The following is an 11,148-nucleotide window of genomic DNA, read 5'->3' on the forward strand; positions in this document are numbered from 1 at the left end:
AGACGGGACAGGGGCGGGGGGTGCGACGGCAGAGGGGGTGGTGTCCGCGCCGGACGCGGAGGCGTTGATGCCGGGCAGGTTGTCCGTCGTGGCCAGGACGGCGACGGTGACGACGACCAGGGCGGAGCCCGCGAGGACGAGTGTGCGGGCGACGCGGCCGTCCCGGGTACCGACCCGGCGCCGCGCGGCGCCCGCGGTGGCGCCGTCGGCCGGCCGGACGGACGGTATCGCCTCGTCCGAGGTGCCGGGTTCGTCCCTGATGACCCGGAGCAGAGCGTCCCGTGCCACCGGAGCCGTCAGCCGTTCCCGGGCGCTCTTGCGCAGCAGCCCCTGGATGACCTGGGTGAGCGGGCCGGCGCGCACCGGGCTGCGCAGCGGCAGCCGGTCGACCGCCCGGAGCGTGGCGTCGGGCCGCCCCCGGTCACGGAAGGGGGGCCGGCCTTCCGCCATCGCGTAGAGGATCGCGCCGAGCGCCCACAGGTCGTCCGACGGTTCGGCGCGCGCACCGTGGGCCTGCTCGGGCGAGGCGTACGAGGGCGCGCCGACCCGCGACAGGGACGTGGCCCCCGCCAGGCCGAAACCGGTCACCACGACCGGGCCCTGGTCCCGCACGAACACCTGGCCGGGGCTGAGTTCGGCGTGCACGATGCCCTCGCGGTGCGCGGCCTCCAGCGCGTCGAGCACCTCGAGTGTGATGCGTGCCGCCCGCACGTAGTTGAACGTGCCCTGCCGTTCGAGGAGTTCACTGAGCGGCGTGCCGTCGATCCACTCGGCGACCGTCCACAGAGTGCCGAACTCCTCGAGGACGTCGATCACGACGCCCACCTGGCCGGGGAGGACCAGTCCGAGGATCTCGGAGGCGCGCGTCACCCGGGCGATGGTCCGGCGCGCGGTCTGTTCCCGGGGATCGGGAGGGAGCTGGATCTGGGTGAGGACGACCGGGCGCGCGGATGCGGTGTCCTCGCCGGCCCAGGAGACCCGATTCGTCTCGCGATGGATGACATCGAGGAGTCGGTACCTTCCGGCCACCAACTCATGTGTGGAGACGTGCGCCTTGACCATGGCCATCCCTCGCTGAACCCCTGGCTCTCACCTTTCCCAGAGGTACGAGGGGTGCGATGGGGTCTGTTCAAATATTCCGCAACTCCCGGGCCCGATTCTCCTGTTATTCATCTGCGCCGAGCAACTGTGCGAAGAAATGGGTGCATTCCCTGGTCCTTGCGTGACGGCCCACGCACGATCTCCCCACCGGATCCCTCCGCGCCGGATCCCCCGGCCCGGCTCACAGCTCGCGGCGCGCCAGGAAGCCCAGCAGCGCCCGCAGCTCGTCGACCGCCCGGCCCGTCAGGGGCAGGTCGTCCAGGCCGCGCTCGACCGCCGCGACGTGCCGGCGGGCCTGCGCGAGGGCCGCCGTACGGCCGCCCGCCTCCCTGACGAGCGCCGCCGCCCGGCGCGCGAGTGCCTCGTCGGGCGTGTCGACGGACTCCAGGAGCTCGGCGAGCCGCCGGGCGGCCGGCACCGGCGCGTCGAGCGCGGCCAGTACCGGATACGACTTCTTGCGCTCCCGGAGATCGCCGTGGACGGGCTTGCCGGTGACGGCCGGATCGCCCCAGATGCCGAGCACGTCGTCGACCATCTGGAAGGCGGCGCCGGCATGCCGTCCCACCCGCTCCAGCGCGGCCGTCGTCGCCGGCGGGGCGCCGCCCAGCGCGGCTCCCAGCGCGAGCGCGCAGCCGAGCAGGGCCCCCGTCTTGCGCTCGGCCATCGTCCGGTACTCCTCGGGCCGCACCCGCTCGGGCCCGGTCCACGGGCGGGCGGCGAACAGCAGGTCGTCGGCCTGTCCGGACACCACATCCGTCAGCGCCGCCGACAGCAGCCGCATCCCCGCCGGGCCTCCCGGCGTCCGCGCGAGCGTCTCGACGGCCAGGGCGAACAGCGCGTCGCCCGCGAGCACGGCCGGACCGGTCCCGTACGCCTTCCACACGGTGGCGCGCCGGCGCCGGGTCGGGTCGCCGTCCATGATGTCGTCGTGCAGCAGGGAGAAGGTGTGCACCAGCTCCACCGCGACCGCCGCCGCGACCCCGGACCGCGCGGGCGCCCCGGCCGCCTCCGCGCCGAGCACGGCCAGCGCCTGCCGTACGCCCTTCCCGCCGGACGCGTCGACGGGAGTACCGCCCACCTCGCACCAGCCGAAGGAGTACGCGGCCATCTCGCCCAGCCAGGGATGCAGCCGTCCGACGGCCTCGGTGAGCGCGGGCCGCACCAGGTCACGGCACCGGTTGAGGAGTTGGGGCACGGACGGGGCCGCCGGCGCCAGTGACCGGGAGCCCGGCGGCGTCATCGTGCGGCCTCCGGGTCCGTGTCGAGGCCGAGTTCGGTCTGCGCCCGCGCCACCATCGCGCGAGCGTGCCGCAGTCCTATCCGCTCCAACTCGCCGGCCAGCTCGGCCAGTTCAGCGGCCGTCTCGGTACGGTCGTGGCCCAGGCGGGCCAGCGACTTGGCCAGTCCCAGACGTGACAGCGCCTCACCACGCGGCTCACTCATGGCACGGAACTCCGCCAGGGCCCGCAGATACAGGTCGCGTGCCTCGGTGTAACGCCCCGCGCGATAGAGGACGTTGCCGCGCATCTTGTGGTTGTAGGCGAGCGCGCTGGACAGGTTCATCGCCGTGCAGCTCTCCTCCGCCTCCGAGAGCAGCGCGAGGGCGCGTTCCGTGTCCCCGTCGCGCACGGACACGATGTCGGCGAGTCCGCGCAACGCCCAGGCGTGGCCACGCCGGTCGTCGGCCCGCGCGGAGATCTCCGCCGCCTCCTCGAACATGGCGTACGCGCTGTCGTACGAGCCGGTGTTGCGGTGCATCTGCGCGATGCCCTCGAGCGCCCACACCGTGTGCCGCGCCTCACCGCGCCTGCGAGCCTCGGCGAGCAACTGCTCGTGCAGTCGGCCGACCGCCTCGTAGTCGCCCTGGATCCGGCCGGTCTCAGCCAGCCCCGCCAGCGAGTAGCCGCGTACGACGATGTCGCCGCCGCGCTCGCCGAACTCGGCGGCGAGTCCCAGCAGTCGCCGGGCCAGCGCGAACGCGCCCCGCTGTCGGGCGAGGGTGCCGCCGCTCCACAGCGCCCACGCCATCGCCGCGATGTCCCCGTCCGCCCGGGCCGCGCGGTAACTCGCCTTCCAGGCCCGGTCGGCGTCGCCGACGTGCCCGAGCCGCCGGTGCGCCTCCGCGACCGCGAGCCCCGAACGGGCCGCCTCCGCGCGCCGCCCGGCCCGCTCGGCGGACGCCAACTGCTCGGTGCCCGCGGCGAGTACGTCGACCAGGGAGGAGTTCACCGAGAGACCGGTAAGTGCGCCCTGGTACTCGGGGGCGAATGCCTTGCCGTACATACAACCCTTTCGGTATACGCTCAGCGTATACATGTCGTGCATAGTGTGCCGAAAATTCGCCCCGGCCTTTCGGGCCGGGGCGGCCTCAGATGTCGTCAGTTGTGGTCGTTGTTGTCGGGGGGTGTCATAGCTCAAGACGGCGGCGACGGCCGCAGGGTTGCCTGTGCGGCGCAGATCACGTTCGGAACGCCGATGGTGGTGGCGTCAGTGCTGCTGGGGCCTCGGCGCAGTCGCCTCGCTCGGCCGCACGACGACGACCCCCTCGCCCTGCAGCATCAGTTGGACGGCCTCGCCGGAGCCGCCACGGATCATCGAGCCGAAGGACTGCGAACGGTTCAGCGACGTCTGGAGACTCGCCGTCCAGCCGACGACCGCGTCCGTGTCGACGTACACCGGATACTGAGGCGAGACCGGTATCACCAGGGGATTGCCCTCGCACATCAGCCCCAGCTTTCCCTGCCCGGTGAAGACGCTGTTGAACAGGCCCCCGCCGGCGACCCCCGCCCCCTTCACGGTCTTGATCTCGTACGTCAGCGACGCGTCGAAACACAGCACGTTGCGGCCGTTGACCGTGAAGACGTCACCCGGGTCGATCTCGACGACGAAGCAGTTCTGCGCCTCGTGCGCGAACCACGCCTCGCCCTGCCCGCGCACCGTCATCAGGGGCAGCCCCTCACCCGTGACCGCACGCTTCAGCATGCCGCCGACACCCTGCCCCTTGCGCTCGAACTGGAGGTTGCCACGGAAGGCGATCATCGCGCCCTGCCGGGCCAACATCTCGCCGTTGACCGCGTACTTGATGGACTTGGCGTTCTCGACGGACATCCCGGGCGCTGTGGCCGGCTGCACCATGTACTCACTGGAAAAAAGATCACCCTTCATACGGGCATCGTGTCCCGGACGGTGTCGTTCCGCCAGGTGAACGCGGGTAAGGGGAATCCCAAGGGTGTTCGGGCCAGGGGCGTTCAGGCGCCGAAGAGCTGGGTCCAGTACGTGCCCGCCTTGCCGCCGCCCGCGAAGCCGATGCCTATGTGGGTGAACTCCCGCTTGAGGATGTTGGCCCGGTGTCCGGGGCTGTTCATCCATCCCTCGACGACCTCGGCGGGGGAGCGCTGACCGCACGCGATGTTCTCGCCGATCGTCCGCCGCGCCGACCCCGCCGCTGCCGCCCGGTCCCATGGCTGGCTGCCATCGGGCCCGGTGTGCGAATAGAACGCGCGGACCACCATGTCCGTACTGTGCGCCTGCGCGGCACGGGTGAGCGGGGCGTCGGGGGCCAGCGACGGCAGTCCGGCCCGGGCCCGCTCCCGGTTGGTGAGGTCGATGACCTCGGCGGCCGTCCGTTCGAGATCCCCGGGCCTGAGGGGCCGGGCCCAGAGGGCGGTCCAGTACGTGTCACCCGTGCCGGACCCGGTGACGAACGCCAGACCGACCTGGGTGAACGCCGGCTCGTGCAGGGTGCGCCGGGCCTGCTCCGTGCGCAGGCAGTAGTCGACGAACTCCTCGGGCGTACGCGGCCCGGAGACCAGGTGCTCGCCGACGGTCAGATACGTGTATCCGGTGCTGGTGACGCGCTGGTGGACGGAGGTGCCGTCCCGGCTCTCGGTGCCGAGGCGGCCGGCCGAGGCCATGTCGGCGGTGTGCGCCCGCGCGGCGGCGCAGAGCCGCGCGTCCAGCGAGACGGTCGGGGAACCGGCGGCGACCCGGGCGGAGTTGACGAGGGCGAGGAACCCCGCGGCAGCGGGATCCGGCGAGCCCGAGGTACCGGAGGGCGCGCCGGCCGATGAGGCGTCGTCCGCGACATCCACCCCGAAGTCCCGGGCGAGGCCTGCCAGCCCGTCCGCGTACCCCTGACCCAGCGCGCGCAGCCTCCAGGCCGTGCCCCGCCGGTAGAGCTCGGCGAGCAGCAGTACCGTCTCCCGCCGCGGGCGCGGAGGTGTGAACCGGGTCAACGCGTGGCCACCGGGGCCGGTGACATGGAGCGTGGGCGCGGGCAGCGCGCCCAGCGCCGTACCGGGGTCGGCGGCGCTGACCACCACCGTGACCCGGGTGGCGCCGGGGCGCAGAGCCGCCGGGTCGACGGTGAGGGTGTCACCGTGCAGCCGGGCTCCCGGCGCCGTCGGCTGGTTGTAGAACACGAAGTCGGCGTCGCCCCTGACCTTGCCGCCGTCGTCCGTCACCAGCGCGCTCACATCGAAGGGGCCCGGCACCCGGAGCGTGAGGGTGCCACCCGGCAGGGGCGTGTTGCCCCCGGGGACCAACTCGCTCATCGCGCCCGCCCTGGAGTCGTGGTTCGTGCCCCATGGGGGCGTTGCCCCTGTAACGCCCGGCCGGGGCACCGCGGTTCCCCGACCGACTGCGGCGCCGGCCGGGGAACTGTCCGGCTACGACTCTTCTGCGCGCACCAGGTGCACAGCCGTGCTGGACCAGTCGCCGGGCGCGAGGTCGAGCCGCATCCCGTACTCGCCGAGCACGTTCGCGTGATGGACGGCACCCGTGTGCGCGTCCCGGTACCTCGCGCCGGGCGTCAGACCCCGCAGGCGCACCGGAATGCGCGGGAGACCGTGCCGAGGGCCGTACCGGAAGCCCAGCACCAGGGCCTCGGCCGCGTCCTCACCGACGTACTGCACGACCGTCGGCTCCTCCCCGAGCGGCTCCGACAGCCGGTACAGCTCACCGTGCTGCACCACATGCCGCACCTTCTTGTACTCGGCCACCAGCGCCGCGCCCTCCGCGAGCTCGTCCCGCGACCATTGCGTGAGGTCACCGCCGATCCCGAGCAGCCCGCACATCGCCGCGTGGAAACGGAACCGCAGCGGCACCGAACGCGCCGTGAGCTGGTTGGGCACGTCCGTCACCCACGCGGACATGGCACGCGCCGGATACACCTGCCCGAAACCGTGCTGGATCACCAGCCGGTCCACGGCGTCGGTGTTGTCGGACGTCCACGCCTGGTCCGTACGGGAGAGGATGCCGAGGTCGACCCGGCCCCCGCCGCCACTGCACGTCTCCACCCGCAGTCCGGGGTGGTCGGCGCGCAGCCGGTCGATGACGTCGTACAGGTTCGCGACGTAGCGCGTCCACAGCCGGTCGTTGCCGTCCGGCTGCCCCGGCCAGCCCGACTCGCCGAAGGCGCGGTTCATGTCCCACTTGAGGAAGTCGACGCCGTGGTCCCCGACCAGCCGGGTCAGCCAGCCGTACGCCCACTCGGCCACGTCGTCCCGCGCGAAGTTCAGGACGAGCTGGTTGCGCATCTCGGTCCGCGCCCGGCCGGGCACATGCAGCACCCAGTCCGGGTGCTCGCGGTACAGCGCGCTGTCCGGATTGACCATCTCCGGCTCGACCCAGAGCCCGAACCGCATTCCCAGCCCGTGTACGGCGTCCGCCAGCGGCTTGAGCCCGTCGGGGAAACGCTCCGGAGTCGGCGTCCAGTCACCCAGCCCGGCCCGGTCGCTGCGCCGCGCCCCGAACCAGCCGTCGTCGACGACATACAGCTCCACCCCGAGCAGGGCGGCCCGCTCGGCCAGCGCCAGCTGGCTCGCCTCCTCGACGTCGAAACCGGTGGCCTCCCATGAGTTGTAGAGCACCGGCGCCAACTCCCCTGCGCGGGGCAGCACATGGGTCGTCGTGTACGTGTGCCACGCACGGCTCGCCGCGCCGAACCCGCCGTCCACGCACAGCCCGGCGAACACCGGCGTGGTGAACTCCTCGCCCGGCGCGAGCGGAACGCTCGTCCCGTCATGGCCCACGCCTCCGGTGAAGCCGGCCAGCCCGTCGGGGGTGCGCTGGGCGGTGATGCGCCAACTCCCGCTCCAGGCAAGGGCCGCGCTCCACACCCGGCCGTGCTCCTCCGTCGCCTCGCCCGAGTCGAGCATCACCCACGGGTTGGCGTGATGACTGGTGGTACCGCGCCGACTGGTCAGCACCGTCTCGCCGAACGGCAGTGTGTCACGCCGCAGTTGACTCTCGGCCGACCACTGGCCGGTGACATGGCTGAGCCGGTAGTCGCGCAGCGGCGGCAGCGTCCAGGCGGCGGAGTCGGCACGCAGCAGGTCGACGCGTTCGGCACCGGCGTTGCGCACCACGGTCCGGCGCTCGATGACGTCCGTGTCGGCGCGGACCGTGTAGTGCAGCGCGACATCGAGGGGGTAGAGGCGGTCGCGGAACTCCAGTACCAGCTCGCTCGCCCCGGGCGCCGGTTCGAGGACCCGGTGACCGGTCGGCACCCACTCGAAGCCGCGCGAGAAGTCCGCGTACCGGACCTGGAGCGAGGGCGTGCCGTAACGGGTGCCGCCGTCGACGGGGAGCTCCTCGCCCACCGGAGGCCGCCCCTCGAAACTGCTCGCCATGTCCTGCGCCGGCGGAATGAGCGCGCCAGCCTCCGCCAGGGTCAGCCGCGGCCCCCACGCGAGATGGCACGGCGCGCCGCTCTCGTCGATCCGCAGCGCGTACGACGTGCGCGGGGTGGTCAGCAGCCAGACCCCGGTGTCCGGGGAATGGGAGATCAGCGGCATGGTGCCTCACGTTCGTGATACTGGGTGTTCCTCGGCGAACTCAACCGTGACCATGGATCATGTGTCAATGGGATGCCTGTAACAGTCTTTCGCAAGCTTTGACGGGCCTGTGGCGATGGATCATCCCATCCATGCTTCTTTCATTGACAGAGGAAAATAACCGGCCTAGGTTCCGGCCATGCCCTCGACCAGCCGTGCCGAGATGTTTCCGGTCCACACACCGGCCGCCGCGCAGATCTTCACCACGGTTCTGTCCCACGGCCCGCTCACCCGCGCCGACGCGGCCCGGCGCGCGGGGCTGTCCGCCGCCGCCGTCACCAAGGCGGTCCGTCCGCTGCTCGAGGCCGGCTACCTGGTCGAGGACGCGGACGCCGAGACCCGGCCGGTGCTGGGGCGGCCCGCGAACCTCGTGCGCGTCGACGGCGGAAGGGCACTTTTCATCGGCATCAAGATCACCGGCGACGAGATCTTCGGCGTGCTCACCGACCTGTGCTGCCGCGTCCGCGTCGCCCGGGATCTCCCGCTGCCCGCCCGTACTCCCAAGGCGGTGCTGGCCTCGGTCGCCGAACTGGTGCGGGAACTGCTCACCGAGGCGGACGGCTTCGGGGTGCCGGTACTGGGCTGCGGCATGGCCGTCGCCGGAGAGGTCGACCGTGCCGAGGGCGCCGTACGCTACTCGCCGTTCCTCGACTGGCGTGACCTGCCGCTCGCGGAACTCGCCGCCACGGCGACGGGGCTGCCCGTCACGGTCGACAACGACGTGCGTGCCCTCACCGTCGCCGAGCAGTGGTTCGGCGCCGGGGTGGGGCTGTCCGACTTCGCCGTGGTGACGGTCGGCGCGGGTGTCGGATGCGGGCTCGTCGTCCACGGGCGTGTGGTCGCGGGGGCGTACGGGGTGGCCGGTGAGATCGGGCACGTCGTCGTCGATCCGGCGGGCCCGCCCTGCCACTGCGGCCAGCGCGGCTGCCTCCAGGCGTTCGCGGGGGACGCGGAGATCGTCGCCCGGGTGCGGGAGGTCACCGGCCGCGCGATCACCGACAGCGCCGAGGCCGTCGCCCTGGCCCACGCCGGTCATCCCGGAGTGCGGGAGGTGTACGCGCGGGCGGGTGCGGCGATCGGCCGGGTCATCGCCACCGTGGCCAATCTGCTCGGCCCCGAACGGCTGATCATCTCCGGCGAGGGACTGGCCGCGTACGACCTGTTCGCCGAGCAGATCCGCGACGCGTTCACCGCCACCGCCTTCGGCTCCGCCGCCCGCTGCGAGCTGCTGACCCGGCCGTTGCCCTTCGAGGAGTGGGCGCGGGGGGCGGCGGCGACGGCGATCCGGTCGTTCATCAGGGCGGACGACTAGGAGCCGCGCAGGCAGATCCAGGCTGATCAGGCGGCCCCCGCCGGGCCCCGCCCGACTGCCCGGGGGCTTGCCGGCGGATCGCCGAGATCAGTCCGCCAGGCTGCTCCGCGAGCGCTGCGGCGGGTGCTGATCGGGCGGCCGGAGGCGGCAGCGCGCTCGCGCAGGGCTGCGGCTGCCGGCCTTCCATCCGTGCCCGGCCGGCGGGCTCGCCGGGTCGCCGGGCAGCGGCGAAGGCATGGGCCAGTGGGTCGCGGAACAGGGCGTTCTCCCGCTCGGTCTCCAGCGCCCGCGCCCGGGCCACCCCCACCGCCGTGGCCCACACTCCCGACGGCTGCGCCCGCTCCTGCTCATCAGTCACTGCGCCGGCCCGGATGATCGTGCCAAGGGGGCTGAGGAGTGGAGCCAGGTTCATTCGCGGGCAGCCGGTCACGCGCGCACTGATCGCCTTCGGTATCGCCTTCGACGGCCGACTCTCCGCAGCCCGTCAGCAACCCCGACCACCCTGGTCGCACCGTTCGTTTGAGAGCGCCGTCTCAGCGGGTCCCGGGGGCCCGTCAGCCCTTGAAAGCGTCCTTGCGCTCCGGGGAGGCCTCGGCGAGGGCCTTCGTGACGGCTTCGACGCCGGCACGCAGCCCGTACACGGGGGTTTCGGGCTGCTGGCGCCAGGAGTCGTCGAGGCCGCCCGCGTCGACGGTGTCGAAGCCGAGTTCGTCGATCAGGGCGCGGACCTTCTTCTTGGCCGCCTCGTCGTCACCGGCGACCGGCAGGGCCATCCGGTCGGGGTCCCCGGCCGGGAGAGGCCTGGTCAGGATGTCGTCGGCGTAGGTGCCGTTGAAGGCCTTGACCACGGGGTGTCCGAGGTGTTCCGCCGTCCAGCGGCTCTCGGTCAGGCCCTCGTCCTCGATGGCGGCGATCCGGCCGTCGCGCTGCTTCGGGTAGTAGTTACCGGTGTCGATGACGACGAAGCCCTCGGCCGCCTTGTCGAAGAGGCCCGACGGCAGGTCGGGTACGTTCTTCAAGGGGATCGTGACGACGACGACCTCGGCGCCGGACGCCGCTTCGCCGACGGTGACCGGGGTCGCGCCGGTCTCCTCGGCGAGGGCGCTCAGGGTCTGCGGGCCGCGCGAGTTGGCGATGGACACCTTGTGCCCGAGGGAGGTGAGCCGGCGGGTCAGGTTGCCGCCGATGTTGCCTGCGCCGATGATGCCGATCTTCATGGTGTCTCCAGTGCGTGAGGGGTGGTCAGGCCTCGCGACAGTCCGAACCCCCCGCCGCTGCCCCGCATTCCCGTCGGCGTGCAGTCGCCTCAGAACGCCTGGTGGGGCAGGCGCTACGAAGCCGCCGGTCCACGAAGGTCACCAGGAGCGGGATCGGCGCCCCCCCCGGGCGTGCGCTGCTGATCCCCGCTCAGCGGCGGCCGGTGGCCAGGATGACGAGGAACTGGCCGCCGCCCGCCTCGATGTCGGCGCTCACCGGCAGCCCTGGTGTCAGCCGGGAGAACCGGTCCACCAGCCAGTCCGCCGCTTCCTGGGCGTCCTGCTTGGTCGGACAACGGCCCACCATCTCGCGGCCCCCCTTGCGCTCCAACCTCGCGGCAACGGCCATCAGCGGCGCGGGTTCGACCACGTACAGGCTGTCCGGCCAGGCGATGACCGCCTTGACCGCGCCCTTGCGGGTGTTGCATCCGCGGTGTGCAAGCCGCTCGGCGACCTTGGCCTTCCGGTCGGCGGTCCGGCTGTCGACGCTGGGCCCCTGCGGGTCGTTCACCGATTTGTCGGGGTCGACCGGTTCGTCGCACACCCAGCACCGCCAGCCGTCACGCTCGGCCACATCATCAAGGAGACTCATCCGAGCAAGCTAGCCTGCCCCGCCGCCACTCCGCGCACCAGGGCCTCGGCA

9 protein-coding genes and 1 pseudogene are annotated in these 11,148 nt (G+C 72.5%); 1 reads left to right on the top strand and 9 read right to left on the bottom strand.

Translation table 11 applies throughout. The features are described 5' to 3' along the window. The 6 genes from ADL01_RS38325 to ADL01_RS38350 all read right to left on the bottom strand — a co-directional run. Nucleotides 1–1,062 (bottom strand): serine/threonine-protein kinase (locus tag ADL01_RS38325; protein WP_159049746.1); only part of this gene is annotated, 1,062 nt, incomplete at its 3' end. A 220-nt stretch (nucleotides 1,063–1,282) separates the two neighbouring features. Continuing rightward, nucleotides 1,283–2,341 (bottom strand): polyprenyl synthetase family protein, encoded by a 1,059-nt coding sequence (locus ADL01_RS38330; RefSeq protein ID WP_053746699.1) that lies wholly within the window; start codon nucleotides 2,339–2,341, stop codon nucleotides 1,283–1,285. Then, entirely contained in the window at nucleotides 2,338–3,384 is a 1,047-nt protein-coding gene (locus ADL01_RS38335) for a tetratricopeptide repeat protein (protein WP_053746700.1), read from the bottom strand. Before ADL01_RS38335 ends, ADL01_RS38330 begins: the two co-directional genes overlap by 4 nt. 204 nt (nucleotides 3,385–3,588) lie before the next feature. Continuing rightward, a complete protein-coding gene (locus ADL01_RS38340) occupies nucleotides 3,589–4,266 on the bottom strand; it encodes an AIM24 family protein (protein ID WP_053746701.1) in 678 nt (225 codons plus the stop codon). Nucleotides 4,267–4,349: 83 nt separating this feature from the next. Then, a complete protein-coding gene (locus ADL01_RS38345) occupies nucleotides 4,350–5,654 on the bottom strand; it encodes a CAP domain-containing protein (RefSeq protein WP_053746702.1) in 1,305 nt (434 codons plus the stop codon). A gap of 114 nt (nucleotides 5,655–5,768) precedes the next feature. Further along, nucleotides 5,769–7,898 (bottom strand): alpha-galactosidase, encoded by a 2,130-nt coding sequence (locus ADL01_RS38350; RefSeq protein WP_053746703.1) that lies wholly within the window; start codon nucleotides 7,896–7,898, stop codon nucleotides 5,769–5,771. Nucleotides 7,899–8,076: 178 nt separating this feature from the next. Here ADL01_RS38350 and ADL01_RS38355 point away from each other — a divergent pair, with 178 nt between their 5' ends. Continuing rightward, nucleotides 8,077–9,249, top strand: coding sequence for an ROK family transcriptional regulator (locus tag ADL01_RS38355; protein ID WP_053746704.1), 1,173 nt, complete (start codon nucleotides 8,077–8,079; stop codon nucleotides 9,247–9,249). Nucleotides 9,250–9,469: 220 nt separating this feature from the next. Here ADL01_RS38355 and ADL01_RS47015 read toward each other — a convergent pair. The 3 genes and pseudogenes from ADL01_RS47015 to ADL01_RS38365 all read right to left on the bottom strand — a co-directional run. Then, nucleotides 9,470–9,571: pseudogene (locus ADL01_RS47015) on the bottom strand (SAM-dependent methyltransferase); the annotation flags it as partial. Between the two features lie 232 nt (nucleotides 9,572–9,803). Then, a complete protein-coding gene (locus ADL01_RS38360; protein WP_324614654.1) occupies nucleotides 9,804–10,559 on the bottom strand; it encodes an NADPH-dependent F420 reductase in 756 nt (251 codons plus the stop codon). A 97-nt stretch (nucleotides 10,560–10,656) separates the two neighbouring features. Then, complete coding sequence (locus tag ADL01_RS38365; protein ID WP_053746706.1) at nucleotides 10,657–11,097, bottom strand: hypothetical protein; 441 nt, start codon at nucleotides 11,095–11,097, stop codon at nucleotides 10,657–10,659. Nucleotides 11,098–11,148: the final 51 nt, after the last annotated feature.

Source organism: Streptomyces sp. NRRL WC-3618 (assembly GCF_001280005.1).
In the GTDB taxonomy this organism is placed as follows: domain Bacteria; phylum Actinomycetota; class Actinomycetes; order Streptomycetales; family Streptomycetaceae; genus Streptomyces.